The following is a 26,207-nucleotide window of genomic DNA, read 5'->3' as shown; positions in this document are numbered from 1 at the left end:
CACCTCAGAATAGCAAAACCATCTGACCAGACTTGCATTTTCACCCAATCTTCACGGCGATCGGCACCGGTCAGTCCATCACCAAAAAGCCGATAGCTTGAAATTTCTCTTTCGCACACAAGACAAACGCTTGAAACAAAATCCTTGATCGAATAGTTTTATTGAAGCCTCGGGGGGCAGCAGTATTTCGGGCGTGATGCTCTCTCCCCGGGGCTTTTTTGTTTCCCCATGCGGTGCTGGACTCGAGATGCTCCACGCATCTTTTCTCGGGACGAAGGCATCGCACTTCTGTAGAAGTACGTTCCACAAGTTGAAGTGGGCGACTCCCCTTGCGATTCTTCCTCATGGAAGGAAATGCCAAATGGAATCAGAAGCACTAAGTAGTTTGCAGGTAAAACAGCTCGTTGCGGAAGCGATGTCCGCGATTGTCACAAGGATCATCTTGCGGCGCGACGAGGCTGCTAATTGGTTGGCGGCTGATGCGGTGCTTGGAGATGGTGAGCTAGGGTTCGAGACTGATTCGAGGCTACTCAAAATCGGGGACGGGTCGACCCCTTGGCCGGACCTCGATTATCTCGGAAATGTCATTTGGGGAACGCCTGCATCCGCCTCAGCTCCAGGCACGCGAGGGATGTGCATGTACGACGCAAACTATGCATACTTTTGCGTAGCGGACAGCACATGGAAACGGACGGCGTTGTCGACGTGGTAGCCTAGGTTGATTCAGCGAAAGTCGCTGCGATCTTCCTCCAACTCGCCAAGCTGCTCGTGTAGGCTTGTTTGGCTGGCAGGAGCTCCTGTCGCAATTAGGTTTCGGACGCGAGTCCAGACGGCTTGTAGAGGGCTCCCGCTGAACTCGCTTCGATAGATGTCCATGAGTGAAGTGCAACGGGCTCTTTCAGCTTCGACTGCCTTCTCGATCATTTCCCTGATCTTCGCTTGGTCCGTATCCATCTGGTCGCCTCGGAACAGAGTATTGTCGGCGTGCTCTATGGTCTATGTAAAATTTGCGAACGATCCGAGTTCCGCTCGTATGACCGAGCGACTCAGCGGCGGCTGACTCGCCACTGCTGATGTAAACTTGGGTTGCATTCGTCTTTCTGAGTGTACCAAGATTCTTGCCCCGTACGCGACGAAATCCGTACTTCGCAGCCCCGCGAAAGATCTTCTCCATCCACTTCCGGACGACGGTCCAGGTCACCGGGAAAACAAACTCCGGATCGGAATTTCGGATCTTCTGCAAGGCTTCGATCGCCGGGTCGTCTAGGAACGTTACATGGGGCTTCTTGGTTTTGTTCTGGATAAGGCAAATGCTCTTGGTCGCAAAATCGATATCCGCCCATTGCATCAAAAACAAGTCGGTTGGTCGCAAACCAGTATTGTAGGCGACCCAAATCATGGCAGTGAACAAGTCCCCTGGGTGGACCGGTATGTTTCGGAAAGAGCCCGTAAGTTCGCTTGCGCTTTGCAGCAATGCGTGAAAGTCCTGAAGGCTCCATGCCGTGACGGGGGTCTCTTCGGCTTTGGGGCGTCGCAGCCGCTTGATCTCGTACGCAGGCTTATGCTCCACCTGAGTCAAGTGGTTCCAGACTCGGCACAAGGCGCGACGGTAGTTGCCTGCGGTAGTGTTGGATCGAGATTGCTGGATGTACTGGATGAACTTGTTGAGGTTGTCTCGCTCTAGGTCGTCAGACTGCGCCTGCTTGCCAAGCCAGTCAGAAAATCTCCGAACCGACCGCGAGTACATGTTCTGGGTCTTGTAGCAGAGATCGTGCTCCATAGCGATTTGTTCGAGGGCTGTCTTCAAAAGCATGGCCATTCGTTCTCCTCTCGGGGGAAAGTGATGAAACGATATACGCCGTAGAATTCCGGATGCGTTCCTGTTCCGGTGCGGTTTGCCGCAAGTCAGTGGGAAATGAGGTGGCTTTCTGGACACACGGCTTCATAAGCCGTGTGTCGGTGGTTCGAGTCCACTCATCGCTACTAATGAAATATCAAGCAATTCGTTGTTAAAACGAAACCTTTCGGCTCCCGAGAGCGTGCTTTCATCCCCAGTAGTTTTCAGTAGTTACTGAGAAACCGAGGTTTGAATGCGTGTTCCGGCCCTTTCTAGGCACCGCACCGGGCAAGGTGTGGTGCGAATCGCAGGCAAGGATTACTACTGCGGTCTCTATGAGTCGCCCGAATGTAAACGGCGATATGAGCTGCTCATTTCTGAGTTTCTTGCGAACAAACATTCGTACGTTGCGGCTTCTTCTGGACGCACCGTCGACGAGCTGATTCTGTCGTTTTCCGAGTACGCTAAAGAGACCTACACCGCTGCCGAGTTCAACAACATCCGGCTGGTGATGAAGGCGCTGCTAGCTCTCTACGGCGACACCAAAGCGGATGACTTTGGGCCGATTCAGTTCAAAACCCTCCGCGAAAAGATCCTCAGCGAGGGGACTAACCGATCTCGGCAGTATGTGAACAAGTGTATGCGGCTATCCGTTCTGGGGAGCCACAAAACACCACGTCGCCTCGCCATGATCGAGTGGCAAGAGAATACTGGGCAGAAAAATGGGTTTAAGCGGCAGCATTTGCATCTTCTTGCCACCATCTTCTTGCCACCATCTTCTTGCCACCATCTTCTTGCCACCATCTTCTTGCCACCATCTTCTTGCCACCATCTTCTTGCCAACGGGTTCTTGCCAACGGGTTCCAGTCTTTCCTCTATCGTTGATCGCACAAAGAATGCCGAAGGCATAGCAGCCTATAGCCGGCGGTTGTGCGCGAGCGACACCGCCGGTTCGTTCCATAAAGGATTTCGCATCCAGAACGGATGCCAGTCGATGCAGTTCGGTTGCTGAAACATCTGCACGTGCCAAAAGAGAAAAGTGCGAGAGGTTTAACGATGCGTGAAACCTTATTTCCGATAGATCCAGGTGAGGTCCATATCTGCAATTTTCCCGAGCAACAGAAGCTCATCACGACCTGGAATGCGTCAGTTTTCTGTACCAGGGGTTATGAAAAGTTTGGTTAGGTAGTTGGTCATGGCGTAGCCATATCGTTGTGGTAGTCCGCTGGAGCGAGCGGAGGCGAAGATCCGTGGATCTCAGGACACATTTGGCCTGCAAAAACGTTTAGAATCTAGTTTCATTCTCCGACGCTAACGCCGGAGAATGACTTGTTCTCACGATGAGACTGTCCGACTGAAAAGGTTACGCATCTATTGATAAAAACCTTTCAAATTAATTTGCTTACGCTGTTCGTTCTCACCTCGCTTGTCGCGTGTTTGTGTTGCCTGTGCTTTGTGCTGGGGCGAACGTCGCAACTTGAGCGGCAGTTACGCGACGACCGGATGATTCGCCCTCGATTTGATGCATCATTCGCGAGCGGATGTTTCGACATCGAGTGTGTTTTGCGATCCGACCCAGCCGATGCGAGCGTGTATACATTCACAATCAGAACGGGTGAGCCTCACACGTTGGTTTGGAAATTCGATGGCCAAGAATCCGAATACCAATCGTTTTGGTCGCCACAAACGTATTCCCACACCACTGAACTTTCCTTGGCCGTAACACCGAACGCTAGCGGGTCCGCCGTTGCCATCCTGCTGAACAAAACGACGCGCCTTGCTTTTGACGATGATCGACCTGGGAACACTGCCCTTACCGAACCGACGGGCAATGGATACGGTTCGGGCGGCTACTACGATCAATGGTCGGAACCTGAAACACTGATCGAATGGACGGGATCAAGGTCGGCTAGAATGACCTTGCGGTTCTCTAAACCCTAGGCAACTGAATATGGCGGCGAGTAGTTGATAGTGAAGTCAAGTAATCGTAAGTTCTCACCAGCGAGACCATCAAAAGTTTCAACAATAAATGGGACATCCCCTTTGGAATGCGTTGCGATTCCCGATATACTTTTGTCGTTCGAGGCAATCTATCCTGAATTGAGTCGAGTTGGCAAGAACATCTTGAAACGGATCGTGTTGTTGTTGACTCAATTGATCCAACGGACCAGAACGGGATCGATGGAGTACGACAAGACGTACGAACCAGCGGATGCTCCCAACGTCTCGATTCACCGGCATTAGACAGTCCTTTGTCACTCGCTCGACATGAGTGATCCTTTTCGTTCATTCTCGGATAAAAACATGCCTGCAGATCGAAGTAAATGGCCTCCAATGGTACGTATCGGATTATGGGGCGTTCCAAACCGAACCGCAGCTTGGGCGTTTGCGGCGGGTTCACTAATCCTTGCGTTGGTATGTGTCGTGATAAGCTTTAAAGATCCAAGATACATTGGTGGTGCGGCACTGCTGTTTGCGGCGCTGTGGTACTATCTGTCGATTCGATGGGTTGACAAACACAGTCGCTGGGCATGATGAATTCATGCAAGAGATCAAGCTAGCCCGAATCGTTTGTATGTCGCTTGTGAACCGCGCGGTGTCACCGATCGCGACGTTTCTTGCATCAACAGCAAACGCGAAGGCGGGGCTGCCGCAGTCTTTATTGCATTCATACGCGTGGATTGTGCTCGCGCTCAGTGAATCGGTGCTCGTGTTAGTAATCGAATCGCCGCAACCATGAAAGAATTCTTGTTTGATCATGCCTGCGATCAAAGGCTATCCGTCCTGTGTGGATTGGTGCTTTTTTCGAGGCAGTAAAGAGAGAAAGATCCAACGAAAGGAATGTTCTATCGTGAGAGTCTTTTTTGCTTGCTCTTCAATCGCAGTGTTTTGCTTGAGTGCTCACGCCCAGTCAGGGATGGATCGGTTCAAGGAGCTTGCAATCGAAAGTCATTCCACGAGTCTGCCATGCAAGATCAGCTTTGAAATTACCGTGGTAACGGGGGAACCGGGTGACGTTCCGGATGGAAAAGTAATGCTCGGTACTGCGGTATCGGACGGGAAAGGTGCAAAGCGAGTGGATTATTGTGAGAAGTCAATTGAAAGCGAGTCTTCTATTCCGATAATTTGGCACTCATTGTATATTTCTCCAAAGGAATACTTTGCGGCAGTTCAAAGTCGCACACAGTCTTCTGTCCACATTCTGTCGAAGAATGAATCAAATCCTTATGCAGTCAATTTATCCAGAATTGATCCTTTCGATTTGGTCGCTAATCCCTTAGGCGCGGTGCAAAAGAGACAGACACCTTCGCAATGGGAAAGAGATTCTAAAATCGCTCGGCAATTAGAGAACGCCGAAGGAAACGATGCGCTCTGATTCATCACGTCACCCGAATTCAAGGCGTTGCGACTAGTGTTCGATAGGAATAATCCCCGAGCCCTCAATCAATTCCAAATTCATTTCGCGCCACCCCCAAAAGAGAAAAACTCTCAGAATGAAAAAAGAGCGTCTATCACAAGAAGTGATCAACTAAAGGGATTTGTGCCTATATGTTCGGTCAATGTTTCCTGGAAAGAGATTGAACCGATCGGAATTCTGCCTCAGACTATCGTGACGACTTGCGCGGGGTATCGTGCCAACGCGCCCGAGCTTCGCACGGACATACAAGTAAAGTTTTTTGGGTATGAATTCGACCTGAAAAAGATCGATTTCAGTGTTTGTGATCGGGCATCCTTCGAGGTGGAGAAGCTTTTCACGAGTCTTGATGTCAAGAAATTGCAGGAGGAGCTTGAGAAGGTGCAATTCAAACCCATCCCATCACTTGGTCGTTAATGGATCTTGCCGAACGTTGTTCGTGCCCTTGTTCTACAAGCAGTGTCAAAGACGCCCTGGTGTAGATCATTTCGAGTGAAAGTTGTGTAAATAACGGTCAAGCAGACGGGGTAGAAACACACTACTGGTCTGAAGAGTCGAGTTCGAGCAGTGGGATGAGGTGCGTGACGGATTCGTGCAAGTCCCTCCAGAATGCGAAGCCTGCGGTTCACGGGAACGTCTCGCAGGTAATGATTATTTACTCGGGACCAACTCCGCGATTCTCCGCCTCCTCCGCGGTTGATTCACCAACGATTGCAAACAGAAGCGGCAAGACCGATATCTTCAAGCCGCACTTTCGAGGATCGGGGCCTGTCGCTTTCCTAGTACGAGATGGACGCGTAAGCTTCTGCTGAGTTCCCTTACGTCCGACGCGCAATGAAGGCGCTAATGGTGTTCGACGGTTATCCGCATGTGCTCGCGACCATCCGCGAGATCCTATGCCTCCGACGCGTGTGGCTGAGCGCATTGTCGAGGCTGTCAGGAACGATTCGCCGATGGGCGATTCTGGTGCCGTTGCTTCTTTTGGTGCGCACCACAATTGGCGTTATCTGGGCATGCTGAGACAGTGATCGATACAACCGCTCCAGATGATCGACGTTACCTGAAAAGCCGAATCAAATTGCACCAATCGACGTGATCGATGCCTAACGAAGTGCAACAGTCGTTGAAAGCGTTCCTTACAACCTGTGGCGATTGCCCACCACGGATACTTCCCGTCGCTCCATACAACACAATCGCATGATCATACCAGTGCCGCTGAAGTGATTCTGTTGCATTAGGACTTTGATGCTCTTTTATTCCCCGGACGCGCAAGTTGTTATGAGAAATCTCGCTTTCAGAAGCACACTCATCTTCCTCTTCCTATTTGGAATGGGTGGGCTGGCGATGCTCGCGGACTATTCTCACCGACCGAACCTATCGATCGGCGCTGTCCAATGCGAATGGCCCCCTCCTGGATTGCACGTTCCAGAAGCAGATTCCGTAGTCGCAATCTTCTATCACCCACGATGCCCCTGCACGCGTGCGACGATTCGCAATCTTGAGCGACTGGTGCCTCGTTTTGCATCGACCACACAAATTATCGCTTTCGCGTTCCAGCCCCACGACGAAGATCTTTCGAGGCTTGAAACCGAGATTACTCAACGACTACGGGCCATTCCTAATTCCCAAATCGTCCCCGATGTGGATGGCAAGTTTGCATCTCAATACGGTGCGACAACCTCAGGCCATGTGCTTCTCTTCGACGCGAGCGGAAGACTTCGGTTTAACGGAGGAATCACACCGTCACGAGGTCACGAAGGATCGTGCAAAGGTACTGAAAGCCTATTGCATTTAGTCAACGGGACGCATGAGCAACTTGTTGAGTGTCCTTCCTTTGGCTGCTCCATAACATCACCCACCGAAGAGGACTAGCGGATGATACCTTCGGGGAAACAGCTTACTACGAACGATTTGTTTCAATCTCGGTATGATCGCGAGTGTCGACAAGTCCATCGATTCATGACGTGGATCATGATTGGGCAATTCGTACTTGGATTGACCTTTGCAGCTTTTTTGTCACCGTTCACTTGGACGGGCAACCAGCACAGCATTCATGTGCATGTCTGGGCGGCATTGGTGATAGGTGCGTCGCTCTCGGGATTTGCAATGTTGTGGATGCTAGCTTACCCCCGAGAACCGCATACTCGACATGTGGTTGCAATCATACAAATGCTATGGTCTGCATTGCTCATTCACTTGTCTGGCGGTCGGATTGAGACGCACTTTCACATCTTTGCGTCGTTGGCCATTCTCAGCATCTATCGCGATTGGAAAATCCTAATTAGCGCAACACTGGTTGTTGCAATCGACCATGCGGTTCGCGGAATCTTCTATCCATTGTCAGTCTTTGGTGTGGTGACCGAAAGTCCGTATCGCTGGATAGAACACGCTACCTGGGTACTCTTCGAGGTGGCTTTCCTTGCTCCAGGATGTTATCGCTTACGTAGTGAGCTTTGGGAGTTATGCGTACGACAGACCGAAATCGAAGAGGCGAAGCGTTCCGTGGATCTTAAGGTGGAACAACGAACACGCGAGCTGACCAAAGCCAACCTGCAGCTTGCCGCTCAGACTGCGGAAACCGAAAAGCTGTCCCTTGTAGCTCGGTATACGGATAACGCTGTTATCATCCTGGATGCAGAGGCGCGCATTGAATGGGTCAACGAAGGATTCACTCGCATTAGCGGATACACTTCTGCGGAAGTCCTGGGAAAACGACCTTCCGATTTCCTTCATGGCCCGGAAACATCAGCCGAGAGCATTCGCACGATGCGCGATGCCATCCGGTGTCAATCGGGCTTCAATGTGCAAACCGTAAACTATCGAAAAGATGGTCAGGCATACTGGGTAGACATAGAAGTGCGCCCGATCGTTGACGCAAACGGACATGTCTACCGATACATCGCTATTGAAACCGATGCCACGGAACGCGTCCTCCAAGAGAAAGAAAAATCGAAACTCCATCAGGATCTACTGGATGTTTCGCGAAAAGCCGGAATGGCGGAAATCGCGACAGGCGTTCTTCACAATGTTGGGAATGTTCTCAATAGTCTAAACGTATCCGTGAATGTAATACGCAAGCAGTTCTCAAAAAGTGCTTTTAACAAACTCGAACAGGTATCTGCACTGATCGCTGAACACGAATCAACCTTTGTCGACTACGTTCGCGACGATGCCACGGGACGTAAACTACCGGCTTATATCCAACGCGTTTCGGATGCGATGAGCAACGAGCGGAAAACAGTTTCGGATGAGCTTGAAGATCTCCTTCGCAATGTCGAACACATCAAAGAGATCATCGCGGTACAGCAATCGATGGCAAGTTCGACCGGACTGATTCAGGAGCTTTCAATCGAAAGCTTGATTGATGATGCACTAATCGCCAACAAGGCTTCGCTACTGAACCACGATATTACTATTGAAAAGCGAGTCGATGCAGGCATTTCACATATTCATTCGGATAAACATCAGATACTTCAAATCTTGATCAACCTCATCAAGAATGCAAAAGATGCACACTGCGTGAACACAACGAAGTGCCCCAAGATTCTCATCGAAGCAATCCAATCCGCCGATTCCGTCGTCATTGCAGTCGAAGACAATGGAAAGGGGATAGAATCAGACAAGCTGAATCGAATATTTCAGCACGGCTTCACAACGAAATCGAATGGGCATGGTTTTGGTCTTCACAGCAGCGCCAACTCTGCCGCTCAATTGGGTGGAAACATCTCAGTGACCAGTCGTGGGCTAGGCCACGGGGCAAGGTTTGAGCTCATGATTCCAATGACGCACGCAACTCAAAAAGCCATCACAAATAAGTAAGAATCGAAAATGTTAGCTACAAAGACATACTCACATCGTGTGTTGATCGTCGACGACAATCCATCGATTCACGATGACTTTATGAAAGTATTCGGGGAACAACCGACTGAGCTACCAGACCTCGAGGACTTCGATCCCGATGATCCGATGGGATTCGAAAACGGTGCAGAAGGCACCACGTCTGCGCTTCGGTTTGTTTCCGCACATCAAGGCCAAGAGGCAATTGAACTGGTGCGTACTGCGTCTCAAAATGGCGATCCATTCTCTTTGGCCTTTGTCGACATGCGGATGCCACCTGGAATGGACGGACTGGAAACCGTCGCCAAACTATGGGAGATAGATCCTGAGTTGCAGATCGTTATCTGCACCGCATATAGCGATCACTCGTGGGAGGATGCTATCAAAGTGCTTGGCCGCACGCACAACCTTTTGATCTTGAAGAAACCGTTCGACGACGTTGAAGTGCTTCAAATGGCGGAAGCGTTGACCTGCAAGTGGGCAGCTAGTCGCGAAGCTGGTATCAAACAGTGGCAGTTGGAAGAGCTTGTAAGGGAACGCACTGCAGAACTCGAGCGTGCGGCACTGCACGACGCACTGACGGGACTGGCAAATCGATTGAAGTTCAATGACCGATTGGCCGCGTCGTTGCGTTCTTGCCAAGTGAGCAGTGAGCCGGTCGCTGTCATGATCATCGACTTGGACGAGTTCAAGTACATCAACGATACGCTAGGGCACCCAGCAGGAGACGATCTGATTCGTGTCATTGCTCAACGACTCACGTCGGTGATCGGGACGCATGGTCTTGTTGCACGGTACGGCGGCGACGAGTTCGCCATTATCCTCGATTCCATTCCAAAGGGACGATGCATCGAGAGCTATATTAATGCTCTTCAAGAGGCAATATCGGAGCAGGTCTTCCTCGAGGGTAGTCCCTATCGGGTAAGTTCGAGCCTGGGTATCGCAGTAGCACCGGGTGATGGTACCGACTCGTCTGAGTTGATTTGCAATGCGGATATTGCACTCTATCGTGCCAAAGGGGAAGGCAGAGATTGCGCGAGATTCTTTGAACCTGGAATGGATGATCAATTACACCAGCATCGTCAATGGGAATTGATGTTGAGGGAGGCCATAGAAATGAATCAATTCCAACTCCATTATCAACCCTTGGTCTCACCCGATTTAACCCGAATCAATTCATTCGAAGCTTTACTTCGGTGGCAGCATCCTGAATTAGGCCTCATTCCACCAGACCGCTTCATTCCATTGGCAGAGGAGACGAAGTTAATCACTTCCATTGGTGAGTGGGTTCTTCGGCAAGCCTGTCGCGACGCAATGACGTGGCCCTTTGATACTGGCGTGGCAGTCAATGTTTCGGGCGTCCAATTCCAGAATGGTCGGTTACCGGAGACGGTAGCAAGCGTTTTGTGCGAAACCGGGTTGGAGCCGAGTAGACTCGAAATCGAAATCACCGAGTCAGTCCTACTTCTTGAGAAATCGAGTGCGGTCGATCAGCTTCGTTGCTTGCAAGAACTCGGCGTTCGCATTGCCTTGGATGATTTTGGAACGGGTTACTCCTCGCTCAGCTATTTGCGAACCTTCCCATTCAATAAACTGAAGATGGACAGGTCATTTGTTCAAAACCTCGACCGGGCCGACGCAATGGCGATCGTTCGCACTATTGCCAATCTTGGAAAGAGCCTCGGGATATCCACGACGGCAGAGGGGATTGAAACAGAAGAACAATTGCAACGTGTTGTCCAAGAAGGATTTACTCAAATTCAAGGCTATTTCTACGGACGGCCGATTCCCGCCTCTCGTGTTTTAGAGACTTACTTCAACTCCCAATCGCGTTTGACCGTGCCTTGCTAAAACAACGATTTCGCCATGGAATAGCGTTCTAACGGGTCAGATGACTTTCTGCGCACCGTTACCGATTCCAGTATTCACACCCCCGACTTCGAACTGTAAATCACCGGCCATTTGGTCCTCGGTAGAATAAAAATCGGTACCGGTAAACTCTGACGATGCTCCGCGCACGCTTCAGAGTTTTCTACTCGCGCGCCTTCACATCGCAAAGCCCCTGAATCATCTCAAACTGTTTCGCGCGGCGGAATCTCCTTCTTCACGCCGTCGAAAGTGCGACTCGCAATCCATTGCGAGCTTTGCGCCTTCGCGTGAGATTCCACCGCGTTCCAAGTCCTTGTAGCGATCTGTCTTGTTCGAGCCGAGATCGTGGGAAGGAATACTGATTTCATGCTCTGGCCGGGGAGGCAGAGAATAGCCCTGCGTCTCAACGTTGGGGTCCAATCTCTCGCAAAGGCGCCATGGCGCAAAGGGCATCGTTCCAAGAACGAGTTGAAAGAGCGCTGCGCATTCCGTGCAGGATCGGTGTTTTCGACCCTACGGTACGATAGATCTTTGAAAAGCGATCCCTCCCGAATGAAACCAACTTGGGTGGCGACTCGACCAAATCGCGGTTGAAGCAATAGGCTGACTGCGCCAAATAGCCGATGATGGATCACGGTATAATCGGATCATGGACGGATTCTCGATTCGCGATTTATTCCTACTGATGACCATTGTCGCTGCCTACGGCGCATCATTACCCAATCTCCCTTTACTTCCTGGCTTCAAGCATCCGTTCACTTCGATACTATTCGGCCTGGGTCTGGGCGGAGCCTTTGTTCCAAGTTTTGGAGGCGCAATCATTCGTCATGGCATCACTTCCATTCATTGTTGGCAGCTGGCTCTGGGTATCACGCTGGCAAGCACTTGGGCCAATTTGATCATTCAGTATCAGTTTTGTCTTAACGGATCGAAGTCGCCTCATTGGCCCAATCTCGCTGGTGTTGCCCTCCTTTTTTCGTCGCCTGTGATTGGGTTCATTGCTGCAGGTCTCACGCTCGCGCTATTGAAGGTGACTTCGCTGGCCATCGTCTTAATAAAGAAACGGTCGTAAACGATCTTCCTCTGAAGCTCCTCGCCCCACACGTCGAGCCCGCGCACGTTCAAAGGTTCCACCCTTTTTGCTGCCACTTGAAGTGCTTTCTAACGTACAATGCTGGGTACTTCCCTCCCGCCGGCTTGTTCCATCTCCCACCACCATGTTGACAAAGTCCCTCCTTGAACGGCAAAGCATCGAGCGGTGCTCCCGAATATTTGCCAGCCTGCTGATCCTGTCTCTCGCCTGGGATTTTGGTGGGTCCAAAACGTGCCAGGGTCAATCCAATGCCGACAAAGCATCGGTTGAACGCAAAGCCCTAGCTGATAAGTTTTTCAAAAAACATGTCAGCCCGTTCATCAAGGATTACTGTCTAGAGTGTCACCAAAACCGTCGCCCCACGGAGGCTGGTCTCAGCTTCACACCAGCTCTCGACACGCCAGGTCATGCGGCCTTTAGCGAGAAATGGAAGAAAGCTGGTGCGAGGGTCAAAGCGCACGATATGCCACCCGCTGACTCCAAGCAACCGACCGATGAAGAGCGTCAAAGATTCTCGGAGTGGATGGAAAAGGTCAAATACCTTAGTACGAAGGATCCAGGTCCATTTGTTATTCGTCGCTTGACCAAGACCGAATACGCCAACACCCTTCGCGACTTGTTCGGGGTCGCCCCCAAGATCGCCGACGCGCTACCCGACGAAGTCAACGGGGAAGGTTATCTCAATTCGCTATCGCCGCTTCAAATCGAACAGTACCTCTCAATCACAGAGCAAGTATTGAATGCGATAGTGGCTCCCGATCATTCGCCACCCACGGAATGGCAAGAACGCATGTTCGGGCCTACTCCCGAGTCCATGCAGGACTATTCGGTCAATGCCAAGGAGGTCGCACAGGTCCTCGCAAAGAGGATTTATCGAAGGCCACCCACCGAACTAGAGCTTGATGTGCTCGTGAATGTTTTTGAACTGGGACGGCGAAACGAACTTACCTACTCCGGCGCTTTGCGTTTGATGTTGAAGGCGATGCTCGTATCTCCCCAGTTCCTCTTCATCACTCCCTCCAGCGCAGTGGAAGGACCGAGTGAAATCGTTCGATTGGACGATTACCAGTTGGCCTCGCGTTTATCCTATTTTCTATGGGGAACCATGCCAGACGAGGAGTTGTTGTCGTTGGCGGGTTCAGGAACGCTTCATGATCCGGCGATGATCAATACGCAGGTTGCACGCATGATTGCGGATCCACGCTCGCGAGCCTTGTTCGACGGCTTTGGAGCGCAATGGCTTGGAGTCGGGGACTTGAAAACAAAGACATTCGATCCGATCAAGTTCCCTGAAATGACCGAAGAGACACAAACAGCCATGTACGAAGAAGTCCGTTTGTTCTTTGAGAGGGCAGTGCGAGAGAACCATAGCATCGATCGCTTGATTGACAGTGAGGACGCGTTCCTCAATGAGAGCTTGGCTACCCTCTACGGCAGGGAAGGGGAAATTCGGGGAAGCGCATTGCGCAGCGTACCGTTGAACGATAAGAGACGCGGTGGCATTTTAGGGATGCCGGGCGTGCTCGCTGCTACCTCCTTTCCCAATCGTACAAGTCCCGTTCATCGTGGAGTGTGGGTTCTCGAGCAACTCCTCGGGGAGGAAGTCCCCTCCGCACCGCCGGATGTCCCGTTATTGGATAAGCAAGATCAACCGTCGATTGCCAATCGGACCTTGCGCGAGCGATTTGAGCTTCATCGCGCCGATCCCAACTGCGCTACTTGCCATCGATTGATGGACCCGATTGGGTTTGGATTAGAGAATTTTGATGCCATCGGTCGCTGGCGGGAACGCGACGAGAACGGGGAGCCGATCGACGCGACCGGGGAACTACCGGATGGAAGTCGATTTTCGAATCCGCTGGAACTAAAAGCGATGATCGTCGGGCGACGGCACGACGTTTGTCGAAACTTGGTAAAGGAAATGTTATCGTATGCGTTATGCCGAAAACTGCAGGGCTACGACGAAATCGTACTGGACGAGTTGATGCGAGACATTGCGCAGGATGGTTATCGAATGCAAACGATTGTGACTGCGGTTGTGACCAGCTACCCCTTCACCCACCGTCGCACCAAGTAGAAAACAAATGCCCAAGTCGACTCAGCTAGAGCAGCGTGTATCTGGCGAGTCATTCGCGGTCGGCCCCTTGCAGGGCATCCACTTCCCTTGAAAGTCTTTCGTATGACGAAGCGCACCATTATCGATCGACGTACCTGCCTTCGCGGCGTGGGTGCTGCACTCGCTCTCCCCTTATTGGATTCGATGGGATGGGTAGAGGCGAGCGTGAAGAGCGGGGTGAAACCGCCGGTGCGTTTAGGGTTCATGTATATGCCCCATGGGGTGATCATGGATCAATTCTGGCCCACCGACGCGGATAGTTACCTGACATCTCCTCCCCCGGCGCTCGAAGCCCTTCGCCCGGTACTCGATCAGTGCTTGATGATGAAGGGTATATCGGGCGTTCCGAATGGTCCGTTCAAGGGTGCACCGCATGCGTTGGAGCTATCGACCTGGCTTACCGCAGCGTTACCGGACGCAGACCACCGCGATGTAATCAGTATTTCGATCTCCGCGGATCAGATTGCTGCCGGCGTACTTGGCGCCTTCACGTCATTGCCTTCGCTCGAATTGGCGACGATGCCACAAACCTGGAAGGAAAACCAAGCGGGTCTCAACGAGGCTTACTATTCGCACTGCAGTTTTCGTTCACCCACCCAAGCGGTTCCAGCCGAGATCAATCCCCGCAATGTATTGAATCGATTATTCGACCGACGGGAGCAAAACAGCGAGAGTGCTTCAGGGGGGATTAGCCCTTTAGATCGAAGCATGTTGGATTTGGTTCTCAGCGGCGCACGGGATCTACGGCGCACACTAGCCCCGACCGACCAGAAGAAGCTAGATGAGTATCTCGACAGTGTTCGGTCGGTTGAAAGACGGATTGCGGCCATCGAGTTTCGTCAAAAGGAGGCTGCACTCGAGAAAGCGGGCGTGCGGTCCAGTCGCCGCGACGATCCCGATTCTCCGCCTATTGAGATCAAGATTCCAGAAGGAGATAAGCGAAGTGAGTACATGCAAGTTATGTGCGACCTGAATGTATTGGCCTTTCAAACGGACACCACGCGTGTCTGTACCTACATCGGATCGACACCAAACGGCGTCTCCTATCCAGAGCTCGGGTTCACCGACAAACACCATTCGACGACTCACCACAACAATGATCCCGAAATGGTCCGCAAAGTCGCCGCGATTACCGCATTCAACATCGAGCAGTTCGCCTACATGATTAAGAAAATGCACAGCCTTCGCGAAGCGGATGGAACTCTCTTGGACCATTGCATCATGATGTGGGGTTCGGGGCTCGAGGATGGTGACCGGCATACCCGAGATAATCTGCCGTTCATCGTCGCAGGGCGAGGCGGGGGCTCTATAAAGACAGGTCGTTATCTTCCTGATATCAAGGGAAATCAGGGGGATTTACTGACCACCCTGCTGGCTTGCGCGGGAGTACCCGTAGACCGCCCCGTCGGGATTGCGACCAAACAGATTAAAGAAATCTTTGCCCATTCGTAAGAAGCTTCCCTGCCGGTTGCGATTTCCATGGATGACTGGATGGAACTATGTACCGAAAATGTCCTTACCTGAATCGGTCCGTTTTGTTCTTGCTAACAATCTGGTTACTTGCTGGTTGGAATCGCCCAGGGGTTGGTCAGGAAATCCGGTGGACCAAAGTCACCGATCATGCAGGTTGGCAAGCGCGTGATTCTCAAGGTGAGTTTGTCTTTCGAGATCGAATGTGGATTTTGGGAGGTTGGTTCCAATCCTTCGAATCTCCGCCCCGAGACGTTTGGAGCTCTGCTGATGGGAGTTCTTGGAGGCAATCGACTTCGTCCGCGCCATGGCGGCACAGCGATTTACCGATGACAATCGTTTACAACGATCGAATGTGGATGATGGGAGGATGGGCGGACGGTCGCCTCCCGACCCATTCGGCCAGCAACCAAGTCTGGTCGTCTCAAGATGGTGCGCATTGGGAACAGGTCACGCCATCGGCCGCTTGGTCGCCACGTCTCGCTGCCGCTATGGTCGAATTCAAAGGAAAGATGATATTGCTCGGAGGTACGGAGAACTACTACTTCGGCAACGCTAACAGTTTGAAGAACGATGTATGGTCGTCTTCCGATGGCATCCAATGGACGCTCCTCACAGAATCTGCGCCTTGGACGCCCCGCGCCTACCATCAAGCAGCCGTTCTCGATGGCAAGATCTACGTGTTCGGTGGTGGAAACTATGTCCCCGATTACCAGGCGCTCCATGATGTGTGGTGTTCGGAGGACGGGGTTCATTGGACTCTCTTGACCAACGCCGCGCCGTGGTCTCCGCGACTTTGGTTTTCCACCGCCGTCTATCGCGATCATTTATGGGTGCTCGGCGGATGGTCTAATAACCCGAGCAAGAATTGGGGGGATGTTTGGTTTTCGAAAGACGGCAAAGACTGGCGACAGCTCGTTGCACCTGAGTCTTGGAAAGCCCGTCACGAACATTCAGCGTTTGTATTTCAGGACAAACTTTGGGTTGCAGGTGGTCATGCCCAACCTCTGAGCAGTGAAGTTTGGTCCCTTCAACTCCCGAAGGAATGGCCGGGACCGCACCAAGTAAAGCCTTGACGCAGGGATAGATTCCGGTCCATCCTGCGTTAGCTTGGGTAAAGATCTAGTCCATCCAGTAGAACAAGGTGGCTCTGTTGAAGTTCGCGACATTTCGAACGCCGCTTGCTCGTCCTTTGATCGACATGATCTTCCTGTTGGTACTTTCCGAGCAAGCATTAGTGCCCAAGGAGTACAGAGAGTGACGACGCATTTGATTCGTTCAACCCAACTTAGGGGCTTGCGTCATCAAAGATCGCAATTTGGTGCGACTCCCCATTACCCACCTACAGGACTTGCGTGTTTCGCGCCCAATACCGCCCAACCGATAACTGACAGGCGAACACGACAAAAAAGTGCCGAAAAAAGGAAGTAAACAACGACGAGAAAAAGATCCGCGTAATGCAGCCAAATCGTTGACATCGCAGGCCGCATTCCACTACCTTTTTTGATGTAAGTCATCGCTGAGTCGCCGCTACACTGGGCGTCAACCATGCTCAACAATCGACGCTCGGAAAAAAATTGCCATCCTGGTACGTCTTGCAATCGCCCCATTGCAAGCATCCTTCCGTACCAGTTCAACGCCGGAGATGGGGGCTATGTCACTGGACTTGGACCTGGAGCATCACGTGCAATCTCTTCTGGTATCACGCGATGCTCTGAGTCGCACCGCGTTTGAGCGGCGAGCGGCATTCACCTCAATTAGAAACGAAGCAACCATGACTTCCAAATCAGCCTTCTCAAGACCTGTTGTCTCCGTTCTTTCCTTCGTGCTATTGACCCAATTCACTACCCCCATTTATGCAGGCGAGAATGAGGGATGGAGTGGAAAGTCAATGCAGAAGGTAGCTGAACTACCCGAGTACAAGTTGGGGGCTGTCGTTGAGCAAGGGGATGTTCAATTCGAAGTCACGCTCATGGCAAGAGACACGAAGTGGCTCATAAAAAGCAAACAGACCAAATTTGAGGATACTCCAGATAGCGATATTGCCAAAAAGCTTATCGCACACCATGGCGTCGACCCTACTGTCACGATTATCTACGACGGAACAAATCTAATATACCACTACCCAGTTAAATACTTAGTTACCATTGACGAATACCCTAAACCAACGGTTAGCGAGAGATACCAAGCATTATTTCCAAATTCATGGAATTCCTTTTACATAAAATCAAGCAGTGAAAAGCTCAAGCTTTCGTATCTTATTGACCTAGAATCTCCACAAAAGACGATTAGCCCAGCATCGGATCAGTCGCGAGTCCGGATCACAGAGGTATCGTTGTCCGAAAAGCCAATCGCGTTCAAAACACGGTACATTGAGGTCGAAAAATCGACGAGTCTTGTTTCCAAGTCACATATGGGCGGCGGCTCAGGACTCCCTGTTACCAAAGAATACAGCTGGGCTAATCGCGACGGTCGTTGGTACCCTCGAACCGGGAAAGTAACCGTAGGCGATCAGCCATCCATTACATGGACAATCAACAGCTTCTCCCACGATGTAAAAGATATTTCTTGTAAATTTTCTCTTGATGATTTGTCACTACCTGAAGGAACACGGATCGCCGATGATCCCTTAAAGAAGAAAGGGCTAACCATGAATCGCTATGTGGGCGGCGAGCAGGGGAGGATAGAGCATTTGCTAAAGCGTGACGAAGCGCAAATCATAATAGACAAGGCTACCGCGAAATGACGTCGTTGTTCACGCGAGTTTGCCCATTCATCGTCGTGATCGCTCTGAGTTTGTACACGAACCCAAATGCGTTTGCTGATACTCGTGGTTCCGAGTGTCTTTATCTCGCGTTACGTGTTATGAAGCCTGCGGAAACCCCGCGCTCGTTCAAACAGTTCCAACAGCTGCTGGGAAAATCGCCGAAAGGTGGCTACTCCTTGACGGAGCTAGATGCATTGGCGCAAAAGAATGGCCTCTTTACTGCGTTGCTGAATGGCGGTAGTGATCAACTCGAGACATTAACCGCAAACCGTTTAGCGATTCTCCATATCGCCCATGATGGAGATCCTGGGCATTTTGCTTTGTGCACGACGATGAATCAACAGGTAGCTTCTTTGTTCGATCCTTTGGGGGATTTGAAGAATGTGTCGAGAGCTCGCCTCGGGAAACTCTGGACAGGAAAGGGGCTTGTGCTCAGCGATTCACCCATCGACTTGCGTTCAGGTCAGAGCGCATCGCGGGTCCCTTTGTACATTTCGCTTGTCACGGCGATTTTCATTGCTTCTGCCCTGGTATTCTGGAGGTTAAGGAAATGAAGATCTCCAACTTCTCCCACCCAAGATCTTTTCGTTCGTTTTGCGCTTCTCACCGAACCCACGAGGGTAATTTTTCCCAAGCGTTCGCTCCATCGAGCTTTGGAATTGCAATGGGATGTGTGGTACCGACGAGGATGAGTGGTTTTAATGCAAACATTGTGGATGGCATTCACATGGAGGAAGCCAATGGCTTCGATGAGTAGATATCCGAGAAGAGGTTTGTCGATGCTGGAGATATTAGTTTGCATCGCCCTCCTTTGTCTGTTAAGCGGTCTGGTGTTGATGGGTGTTAGCGCGGCGCGTGAATCGTCTCGCAGACTCCAATGCCAGAATACCATGCGACAAAATATGCTGTCGCTTGTCGACGTCATTCATCGCAACTCTGGCAAGATCCCAAGATGGTCCTGTGTGGAGATCAATCCCGCTTGGCCTGGCCAAGAAAAAATGAGTGCTGGTCCATTGGCGATGATGGCAATCGAGCAGGGGATACCGCTTTGGTCCCGAGGGCAAAGAGTTTGGGTCGATCCCAAGACGGGTGATCCTGAATCATACCCACCGCCAAATCTTCGCTGCCCTTCCAACGAAAGTCATCGCCAAAGTACACGCTTAAGTTTTGGCGTTGATACAAGTTTCGATTTCAAAAAGCCTAAGGATGTCACAAATATCATTTTCAGAAGAAATCACCACCCCGAATTACTACTATCCGGCGTGAGTGACGGGCTGAGCTACACTGCAGCGATTTCGGAGCGAATCCCGATTGAGGAGGATTTATCGAGGTCAAGTTCACTAGCGCTCACGGACGCGGCGGACAGTTTTTCGGAGATGTCGACTTATTGCGAGGGATCGTTCAACGCTGGATATGTATTTAGAAGTATTTGGCCCAACTGGTGGGATGTGACTGTATATGAATCCGCATACAATCATAGCCGTTCACCCAATTCAAAGGACGTTGACTGTATCTCAGTGCGCAGCGGACGCGATTTTCTGATTGAAGGCGCCATCATATCCGCAAGAAGCGGGCATCGTGGCGGCGTCAACGTGGGGATGCTTGATGCCTCCATCCATTTTGTCTCCGATGGTATCGACATATCCACGTGGCGTTCACTCGCCACCCATGACTCCGGCGACATCGTCGGGGATTTCTGAAGCGACATCATCGTAACTATACTCGGATCCAGGCCAGTGAAGAATTTCTCGCCAAGGCGCTACGGCGCAAAGAAGAGTATCGAACGCAAGTGGAGGCGAGCATTCAGCTAACGCGTTGGAAGGCAAGCACTATCGTCTACAGCTCGGTACCAACTCCGCGCTCCTCCTCAGAGTTCCAAATCAATCCTTGGCGAGCTTGGCGCCTTGGCGCGCCACTCTCTTCGGATCCAGGCCAGTGAAGAATTTCTCGCCAAGGCGCTACGGCGCAAAGAAGAGAATCGAACGCAAGTGGAGGCGAGCATTCAGCTAACGCGTTGGAAGGCATGCACTATCGTCTACAGCTCGGTACCAACTCCGCGGTCCTCCGCAGAGTCCCAACTCAATCCTTGGCGAACTTGGCGCCTTGGCGCGCCACTCTCTTCGGAACCGGGCCAGTGAAGAATTTCTCGCCAAGGCGCTACGGCGCAAAGAAGAGAATCGAACGCAAGTGGAGGCGAGCATTCAGCTAACGCGTTGGAAGGCAAGCACTATCGTCTACGACTCGTTACTAACTCCGCGATCTTCCTCAGAGTTCCAACTCATTCCCTGGCGAGCTTGGCGCCTTGGCGCGCCACTCTCTTCAGTTCCAGGCCAGTAAAGAATTTCTCGCCAAGGCGCAAGGGCGCAAAGAAGAGAACCGAACGCAAGTGGAGGCGGGCATTCAGCTAACGCGTTGGAAGGCAAGCACTATCGTCTACGACTCGTTACTAACTCCGCGATCTTCCTCAGAGTTCCAACTCATTCCCTGGCGAGCGTGGCGCCTTGGCGCGCCACTCTCTTCAGTTCCAGGCCAGTGAAGAATTTCTCGCCAAGGCGCTACGGCGCAAAGAAGAGAATCGAACGCAAGTGGAGGCGAGCATTCAGCTAACGCGTTGGAAGGCAAGCACTATCGTCTACGACTCGTTACTAACTCCGCGATCTTCCTCAGAGTTCCAACTCATTCCCTGGCGAGCGTGGCGCCTTGGCGCGCCACTCTCTTCAGTTCCAGGCCAGTAAAGAATTTCTCGCCAAGGCGCAAGGGCGCAAAGAAGAGAATCGAACGCAAGTGGAGGCGGGCATTCAGCTAACGCGTTGGAAGGCAAGCACTATCGACTACGACTCGGTACCAACTCCGCGATCCTCCGCAGGGTTCCAATTCAATCCCTGGCGAGCTTGGCGCCTTGGCGCGCCACTCTCTTCGGATCCAGCCTAGTAAAGAATTTCTCGCCAAGGCGCTACGGCGCAAAGAAGAGAACCGAACGCTGTGGAGTGCTTTTACCTCGGAAGCCATGAGCGGGTATATTGGTCATTGCAAATGATCCTTTCCTTTCCGCGCGTAGGCTCTTCCTCTAGGAATTGATACTGGTGCCGAACAAACCCGATCGTCAACCGATAGGAATGCAACGTTGAACTACCGTTGTACACAGGAAGAATCTCGAAATCGTTATCTGGCGACATACGACGACACGGAGGCGGCCAAGTACGATTCGTGGATCGCGAGCATGACGGACACGGATCACAACGCTTGTGTCGCTGACCTTAAAGCCTTGGTGACATTTTCCAAAAACATGAAGGTGCTCGATGCAGGAAGTGGAACGGGCGGCATGTGTCTTGCGTTGGTTCGGATTCCTGAACTGCGTATCACGGCACTGGAACCCTGCGTTCCGATGGCACGATTGCTGAAGTCTAAACCTGAATTGTGCGACGTTACCACCGTTCAGGGGTTCTGTGATCATGAGGATGACAAGTCGCATTTCGACCCAGAATCGTTCGATTTGATTGTTTCGCGTCTTCTTACGAATTGCCTTTTCGATCCCTTGGCCGCTTTCCGCAGCTGGCAGTGGTGGCTTCGACCAGGCGGGAAAGTTGTTGTGATGGATGGCCTTTTCGATCGAGATGCTTGGACTGGCAGATGGGATGGAATGGTCGATTCGCTACCTCTATCGGCTTGCAGAACGATAGCGGCTGTCCCCTATCTGCTTGAACAGTGCGGATTTCAAATTGAACACGTGGGATTTATGGAGGCCACGAATGCACTGCCATCCACGCGAACGAAGCGCTATATGGTCGTAGCGACAAAACCGCTGATTGGATAGAGTAAGTGTGGCCGTATCCATTCGTCTTCCAATGCCTCCATTGGAAAGACCGTAAGATCAGTTGGAAAATAAACAGGATTCAGAGGTTCGAACATCCATCGCGCTGAAGCAGACGCAACATCCGCGTTTTCAGCTTCACAGGGACAAACGCTCCAAATGGCCCGATACCAACTCTCCGTGCGCATGTTGTTATTCGTAGTGGCCGCCATTGCCCTTTTGATAATAGCAGGCATGGAGTTCCTCGGGAGAGTCGAGAATATGGCTTCGAACGGCTATCGCGTTCAGGATGCTGGGGATCTGCTCGTTTTTTACTTGGATGATTGTGGATCGTGGCCAAAGGACTGGGACGACCTGATTCGCTATGCGGATGCACAGCAAGCGACATTTCCGCGAGCATTCAACGTCAACGATCTTCAAACACAGGTGCGAATCCGATTTGATTTCGAACCAGACAAGATCGATACGGCAGGAGAGTGGTCCAATGAGAGTCCTCCCATCTGCGTTGTCGCATCGCGGTACGGACGCGTGGCTGGCGCGACCCACAACCCCAATCCGCTGATATATTTGTATTTGCAAGGTCGGATTTATGTAACGAACGAGAATTCGATCAAGCGGTTTCGATCATGTCTTCCCTAGGTCAACGGATCGAAATCTCACCGCTGAAACTCCGGTCAAGTTTCCCAGAGGAACTCAATGCGATCTGCGAATCCATACTCGCCTCCTAGAGAATATGTGACGACAGGGTCGGTAGCGCAAGAGCACCTTGCAGAGTACGATCGGATCAGCCCTGTTGCGTTTATCGTGCTCCCTTTGATTTTCGGAATTGTAGGATTTATCGGCTACCTAGTTCTTGCTTTCGCACTGAATACCTACGGAATTGTGACGCAACCATTTCTCTCTTATGGGCAGCAGGCAGTTTTCATCTCGCTTCCGATCTGTACTCTCCTCACAACATCGGTCGGTCTTGCATCAGCCTTCATCGTTGCAGGACATCGCTTCTTTGCCGCCTTGTTGTTCACGGTAACTGCAGCTGCAGGCTATGCCATCACGTCGTCACTCTGGAATGCACAAATCGCTCAATATGGTAGTGATCCCTCCGAGATGGTCCTTTACTATCCTCCGGCAGGTTACTCTGCCATCCCAGGGATTCTTGCGATCTCGAGTTTTATCTTGGCGTTAGCGAGGGCAATCGAAAGAGAACCATCGCCTGAACCGATGTATTCGCAAATAACTGCTTTGCCCAGCAATTCTTCGCCGCTCGAGATTGTAACTTTCTTGGAGTGATTGGCTCAAAGGCCACCATTCTTATACAAAAGCCATTATCGACCATCCACCGGGGTTCAAATGAAACAGCTCGCCGACAATCCCGTTTCGCTTGAGGTTACAATTCACCTTTTTACGATGCATATATTCGATCGACGGTCAGGGCTGGTCGTGGATGTAAACGGCGAAAGGGCTTCAGAAACCATGCAGTTACCGTTGAAGTGTTTGAGCTGCCTACTGGCAATGGTGTGGTTCGCGATCCTCAGTCCCACTGGTAAGGCAGATAACAACGCAGATGTCATCGTATATGGTGCGACGCCGGGTGGGGTTTGCGCCGCGATTGCTGCCGCGCGCGAAGGAGCATCGGTCATCTTGCTCGAACCGACCGATCATGTGGGTGCGATGAGCACCGGAGGCTTAAGCCACTGCGATTCCAACCAAATGGTGCGCAGTACGTTAATGGGTCTTTTCGACGAGTGGCACACTCGCATCGTCAAAGACTACACCGATCGTGGACTCAAGGCACCTTACAATCCTGCCTTAAAGGATCAATCGCTTTGGACCTTCGAACCGCATGTTGCAAAGCGAGTCACCTTGCAGATGCTGGATGAGGCGGGTGTAAAGGTCCTGACGAAACGATATCTCAAGAGAGTTACGAAACTTGGATCGCAAATCACTGCTTTGGAAACCAAGGACGGGACGTTCACGGCCAAAGTGTTTGTCGACGGCACTTACGAAGGTGACTTGATGGCAGCCGCCGGAGTCGACTGGACCATCGGTCGCGAGGACCGCGACGCATACTGTGAATCCTTCGCCGGCAAACAATATCCGAAGAAGCGCATGGAGATCGATGGCTTCGACAAGGACGGAAAGCTTTTGCCTTTGATCACGACCAAGAATACGGCAGAAGAATCGTTGGGGGACAGCCATGTGATGACGTACAGTTTTCGATTGTGCCTTACCAAGAATCGAGACAACTTTGTTCCCATTCCCAAGCCCGCGCATTACGATCCGGCGCGATTCGAGATTGTGCGCCGCGCGATCCAGGCGGGAGAAAAACGCCTGGGCTTTGATTTGTACGCGTTACCGGGCGAGAAGCTTGACGGCAATAACTCGATCGGTGGGCAGTTTTCAATCGGGTTGATCGGTGGGGGGGACGACTGGCATTCGGCGGATGAAGCCGGCCGAAGAAAGATCTGGGAAGAACACAAGCAGTTCACGCTAGAGTTCATCCACTTTCTAACCCAGGATCCTTCGGTACCATCGTCGATCCGAAACCGATTCGTAGGGCTTGGCTTCTGCCGAGATGAGTTTGCTGAGTATGGCCATTTTCCCCCCGCACTCTATGTTCGAGAATCTCGGCGCATGAAGGGGCTCTACGTCATTAGTCAGAAAGACATCCTGGATTCTCCTGAGAAGGAAGATCCCATCGCGGTTTCTTCGTTCCCGATCGACTCCCACGATTGCCAGCGTTTAGCACTTGAGGGGGGAGGTGTTGTCAATGAAGGGACGATCTTTCCTGTTAGGCGGGTTCCTGGACAGGGGTACGCCTACCACGTTCCTTACCGCTCGATCTTGCCAAAGCCGGAGCAATGCAGCAATCTGCTGGTTCCGGTCGCGTTGTCGTGCACGCATGTCGGCATGTCTTCCTTGCGAATTGAAGGCACTTGGATGGTCATCGGACAAGGGGCTGGCGTGGCGGCCGCGTTAGCGGCCAAGCAGGAATCGATAGTGCAGGACTTAGACTATGCGAAACTACGGGAGCGACTGCTGGCTCAGAAGCAAGTTCTTTCCTTGCCTAAAGACTCTGACACAGTACCTAAAGGAAACTCCATCGCTGCAAGCGATCTTTTGGGAATCGTGCTCGATGATTCGCAGGCGACACTTACTGGCGATTGGTCACACTCAACGAATTTCAAACCCTATGTACAAAAGGGATACATTTTCAGTGGCAGCGTGGACTCTGCAGCAGAGGATGAGAATGCATCGACTGCGAGCTTCCAATGTCGTGTTCCGAGATCCGGTGAATATCAGTTGTTGATGGCATATTCCCCCCACCCAACCCGAGCTCGCAATGTGCACGTGACAGTCGAGAATGGCACCAGTCGAATCGAATTCGAGGTTGATCAAACTCGTCCACTTCCCGCGGGACAGTCTTTCGCACCGTTGGGGAAGGTTCAATTGATGAACGATAAGGAAACTACGATATCGATTCGCTGTAGGGGCACCACGGGATTTGTCATCCTCGACGCATTGCAATTGATTCCGGTCAACTAATGCATGCTTACTTGCCTAACTGCCGATTCACAATGGCTCGGCGCAGTTTGCTCACTCTCCTCCCCACTCTTACCGCCTTTGCGCCGTGGCGCGCAACTTCCTCCCAGACTCAAACCAAGGAGTTTCTCGCCAAGGCGCAACGATCGCAAAGGGAAGGCAATAAGAGAAAACAGTGGGGTATGATGGAGAATGAGGGGCTTCGCCAATTGATCCGATGGCAGTCCCAAACGAACATTGATCGATTCCATCCCTACCTCTCACTCTTACCGCCTTTGCGCCGTGGCGCGCAACTTCCTCCAGTCTCAAAGCAAGAAGTTTCTCGCCAAGGCGCTACGATCGCAAAGGGAAGGCAATAAGAGAAAACAGTGGGGGATGATGGAGAGTCAGGGGCTTCGCCAAGCGATCCGATGGCAGTCCCAAACGAACATTGATCGATTCCATCCCTACAT

Annotated in this window: 21 protein-coding genes; 19 read left to right on the top strand and 2 right to left on the bottom strand. The window is 51.7% G+C overall.

Features of this window, described 5'->3' with window-relative positions:
* Positions 1-361 precede the first annotated feature (361 nt).
* Positions 362-712, top strand: a complete 351-nt coding sequence (locus VN12_RS24780; protein ID WP_146679575.1) for a hypothetical protein — start codon at positions 362-364, stop codon at positions 710-712.
* A 186-nt stretch (positions 713-898) separates the two neighbouring features.
* Here VN12_RS24780 and VN12_RS24775 read toward each other — a convergent pair whose 3' ends face one another.
* On the bottom strand, positions 899-1,819 hold the full coding sequence (locus VN12_RS24775) for a tyrosine-type recombinase/integrase (protein WP_146679574.1): 921 nt from the start codon (positions 1,817-1,819) through the stop codon (positions 899-901).
* Between the two features lie 271 nt (positions 1,820-2,090).
* On the opposite strand from VN12_RS24775, the gene VN12_RS24770 reads away from it, so the two are divergent.
* The 11 genes from VN12_RS24770 (at position 2,091) to VN12_RS24710 (ending at position 16,713) form a co-directional block, all read left to right on the top strand.
* A complete protein-coding gene (locus VN12_RS24770; RefSeq protein WP_146679573.1) occupies positions 2,091-2,849 on the top strand; it encodes a hypothetical protein in 759 nt (252 codons plus the stop codon).
* A 551-nt stretch (positions 2,850-3,400) separates the two neighbouring features.
* The gene (locus VN12_RS24765) at positions 3,401-3,778 is read left to right on the top strand and encodes a hypothetical protein (RefSeq protein ID WP_168164628.1); all 378 of its coding nucleotides are present in this window, start codon (positions 3,401-3,403) and stop codon (positions 3,776-3,778) included.
* 102 nt (positions 3,779-3,880) lie between these two features.
* Positions 3,881-4,081, top strand: a complete 201-nt coding sequence (locus tag VN12_RS24760) for a hypothetical protein (RefSeq protein WP_146679571.1) — start codon at positions 3,881-3,883, stop codon at positions 4,079-4,081.
* 607 nt (positions 4,082-4,688) lie between these two features.
* Positions 4,689-5,213 (top strand): hypothetical protein, encoded by a 525-nt coding sequence (locus tag VN12_RS24755; RefSeq protein ID WP_146679570.1) that lies wholly within the window; start codon positions 4,689-4,691, stop codon positions 5,211-5,213.
* Between the two features lie 165 nt (positions 5,214-5,378).
* A complete protein-coding gene (locus tag VN12_RS24750) occupies positions 5,379-5,669 on the top strand; it encodes a hypothetical protein (RefSeq protein WP_146679569.1) in 291 nt (96 codons plus the stop codon).
* A gap of 1,458 nt (positions 5,670-7,127) precedes the next feature.
* On the top strand, positions 7,128-9,071 hold the full coding sequence (locus VN12_RS24735) for a PAS domain-containing protein (protein ID WP_146679567.1): 1,944 nt from the start codon (positions 7,128-7,130) through the stop codon (positions 9,069-9,071).
* A gap of 9 nt (positions 9,072-9,080) precedes the next feature.
* On the top strand, positions 9,081-10,940 hold the full coding sequence (locus VN12_RS24730; RefSeq protein WP_146679566.1) for a putative bifunctional diguanylate cyclase/phosphodiesterase: 1,860 nt from the start codon (positions 9,081-9,083) through the stop codon (positions 10,938-10,940).
* 667 nt (positions 10,941-11,607) lie between these two features.
* A complete protein-coding gene (locus tag VN12_RS24725; RefSeq protein ID WP_146679565.1) occupies positions 11,608-12,030 on the top strand; it encodes a hypothetical protein in 423 nt (140 codons plus the stop codon).
* Positions 12,031-12,175: 145 nt separating this feature from the next.
* Positions 12,176-14,128, top strand: coding sequence for a DUF1592 domain-containing protein (locus VN12_RS24720; protein ID WP_146679564.1), 1,953 nt, complete (start codon positions 12,176-12,178; stop codon positions 14,126-14,128).
* A gap of 102 nt (positions 14,129-14,230) precedes the next feature.
* Positions 14,231-15,619 (top strand): DUF1552 domain-containing protein, encoded by a 1,389-nt coding sequence (locus VN12_RS24715; protein ID WP_146679563.1) that lies wholly within the window; start codon positions 14,231-14,233, stop codon positions 15,617-15,619.
* A gap of 347 nt (positions 15,620-15,966) precedes the next feature.
* Positions 15,967-16,713: a hypothetical protein gene (locus VN12_RS24710; RefSeq protein WP_205855148.1), complete on the top strand. Its 747-nt coding sequence runs from the start codon at positions 15,967-15,969 to the stop codon at positions 16,711-16,713.
* A 46-nt stretch (positions 16,714-16,759) separates the two neighbouring features.
* On the opposite strand, the gene VN12_RS26950 is transcribed toward VN12_RS24710, so the two are convergent.
* A complete protein-coding gene (locus VN12_RS26950) occupies positions 16,760-16,906 on the bottom strand; it encodes a transposase (RefSeq protein ID WP_146679562.1) in 147 nt (48 codons plus the stop codon).
* Between the two features lie 385 nt (positions 16,907-17,291).
* On the opposite strand from VN12_RS26950, the gene VN12_RS24700 reads away from it, so the two are divergent.
* The 7 genes from VN12_RS24700 (at position 17,292) to VN12_RS24670 (ending at position 25,758) form a co-directional block, all read left to right on the top strand.
* On the top strand, positions 17,292-18,383 hold the full coding sequence (locus tag VN12_RS24700) for a hypothetical protein (RefSeq protein ID WP_146679561.1): 1,092 nt from the start codon (positions 17,292-17,294) through the stop codon (positions 18,381-18,383).
* Positions 18,380-18,958 carry a cysteine peptidase family C39 domain-containing protein gene (locus VN12_RS24695; protein WP_146679560.1) on the top strand — a complete coding sequence of 193 codons (579 nt, stop codon included), beginning with the start codon at positions 18,380-18,382 and terminating at the stop codon, positions 18,956-18,958. The genes VN12_RS24700 and VN12_RS24695 overlap by 4 nt, the downstream gene beginning before the upstream one ends.
* A gap of 225 nt (positions 18,959-19,183) precedes the next feature.
* Positions 19,184-20,104, top strand: a complete 921-nt coding sequence (locus tag VN12_RS24690) for a DUF1559 domain-containing protein (RefSeq protein WP_168164625.1) — start codon at positions 19,184-19,186, stop codon at positions 20,102-20,104.
* A 1,424-nt stretch (positions 20,105-21,528) separates the two neighbouring features.
* Positions 21,529-22,218, top strand: a complete 690-nt coding sequence (locus VN12_RS24685; RefSeq protein WP_146679558.1) for a class I SAM-dependent methyltransferase — start codon at positions 21,529-21,531, stop codon at positions 22,216-22,218.
* Positions 22,219-22,374: 156 nt separating this feature from the next.
* Positions 22,375-22,854, top strand: coding sequence for a hypothetical protein (locus VN12_RS24680; RefSeq protein WP_146679557.1), 480 nt, complete (start codon positions 22,375-22,377; stop codon positions 22,852-22,854).
* 57 nt (positions 22,855-22,911) lie between these two features.
* The gene (locus VN12_RS24675) at positions 22,912-23,502 is read left to right on the top strand and encodes a hypothetical protein (RefSeq protein WP_146679556.1); all 591 of its coding nucleotides are present in this window, start codon (positions 22,912-22,914) and stop codon (positions 23,500-23,502) included.
* 117 nt (positions 23,503-23,619) lie between these two features.
* Positions 23,620-25,758 carry an FAD-dependent oxidoreductase gene (locus VN12_RS24670; RefSeq protein WP_240491261.1) on the top strand — a complete coding sequence of 713 codons (2,139 nt, stop codon included), beginning with the start codon at positions 23,620-23,622 and terminating at the stop codon, positions 25,756-25,758.
* Positions 25,759-26,207: the final 449 nt, after the last annotated feature.

Origin of the sequence: Pirellula sp. SH-Sr6A (genome assembly GCF_001610875.1) — a bacterium.
In the GTDB taxonomy this organism is placed as follows: Bacteria; Planctomycetota; Planctomycetia; order Pirellulales; family Pirellulaceae; genus JBKCUI01.
This window is presented reverse-complemented; position numbering and strand designations above follow the sequence as displayed.

Bases quoted from the DNA above. Each gene is read 5' to 3' on its own strand.
- VN12_RS24710 (WP_205855148.1), top strand. From the start codon at position 15,967: ATGACAATCGTTTACAACGATCGAATGTGGATGATGGGAGGATGGGCG.
- VN12_RS24675 (WP_146679556.1), top strand. From the start codon at position 22,912: ATGCGATCTGCGAATCCATACTCGCCTCCTAGAGAATATGTGACGACA.
- VN12_RS24700 (WP_146679561.1), top strand. From the start codon at position 17,292: ATGTCACTGGACTTGGACCTGGAGCATCACGTGCAATCTCTTCTGGTA.
- VN12_RS24725 (WP_146679565.1), top strand. From the start codon at position 11,608: ATGGACGGATTCTCGATTCGCGATTTATTCCTACTGATGACCATTGTC.
- VN12_RS24690 (WP_168164625.1), top strand. From the start codon at position 19,184: ATGCTGGAGATATTAGTTTGCATCGCCCTCCTTTGTCTGTTAAGCGGT.
- VN12_RS24670 (WP_240491261.1), top strand. From the start codon at position 23,620: ATGCATATATTCGATCGACGGTCAGGGCTGGTCGTGGATGTAAACGGC.
- VN12_RS26950 (WP_146679562.1), bottom strand. From the start codon at position 16,906: ATGCGTCGTCACTCTCTGTACTCCTTGGGCACTAATGCTTGCTCGGAA.
- VN12_RS24680 (WP_146679557.1), top strand. From the start codon at position 22,375: ATGGCCCGATACCAACTCTCCGTGCGCATGTTGTTATTCGTAGTGGCC.
- VN12_RS24695 (WP_146679560.1), top strand. From the start codon at position 18,380: ATGACGTCGTTGTTCACGCGAGTTTGCCCATTCATCGTCGTGATCGCT.
- VN12_RS24730 (WP_146679566.1), top strand. From the start codon at position 9,081: ATGTTAGCTACAAAGACATACTCACATCGTGTGTTGATCGTCGACGAC.
- VN12_RS24715 (WP_146679563.1), top strand. From the start codon at position 14,231: ATGACGAAGCGCACCATTATCGATCGACGTACCTGCCTTCGCGGCGTG.
- VN12_RS24780 (WP_146679575.1), top strand. From the start codon at position 362: ATGGAATCAGAAGCACTAAGTAGTTTGCAGGTAAAACAGCTCGTTGCG.
- VN12_RS24770 (WP_146679573.1), top strand. From the start codon at position 2,091: ATGCGTGTTCCGGCCCTTTCTAGGCACCGCACCGGGCAAGGTGTGGTG.
- VN12_RS24775 (WP_146679574.1), bottom strand. From the start codon at position 1,819: ATGGCCATGCTTTTGAAGACAGCCCTCGAACAAATCGCTATGGAGCAC.
- VN12_RS24735 (WP_146679567.1), top strand. From the start codon at position 7,128: ATGATACCTTCGGGGAAACAGCTTACTACGAACGATTTGTTTCAATCT.
- VN12_RS24720 (WP_146679564.1), top strand. From the start codon at position 12,176: ATGTTGACAAAGTCCCTCCTTGAACGGCAAAGCATCGAGCGGTGCTCC.